We start from the raw sequence: 263 nt of genomic DNA on the forward strand, positions 1-263 counted from the left end.
CTTGCCACGGTGTGGCCGATGACTGGGGTGAAGTCGTAACAAGGTAGCCGTATCGGAAGGTGCGGCTGGATCACCTCCTTTTGAGCAAAGACAGCATCGTCCTGTCGGGCGCCTTCACAAAGTACCTGCATTCAGAGATTTACATCGGCCAGGCCGGTGTGAGATGTCCCTTTCTGGGGCCTTAGCTCAGCTGGGAGAGCACCTGCTTTGCAAGCAGGGGGTCGTCGGTTCGATCCCGACAGGCTCCACCAGGGAGTTGGTTA

Annotated in this window: 1 tRNA gene and 1 rRNA gene; both read left to right on the forward strand. The window is 57.8% G+C overall.

What is annotated here, in order from left to right:
- Positions 1-81 (forward strand): 16S ribosomal RNA (locus tag ACVOKU_RS18570); the annotation flags it as partial.
- Between the two features lie 94 nt (positions 82-175).
- Positions 176-251: transfer RNA gene (locus ACVOKU_RS18575), tRNA-Ala, on the forward strand.
- Positions 252-263 lie beyond the last annotated feature (12 nt).

The organism is Stenotrophomonas sp. STEN147, from assembly GCF_056757995.1.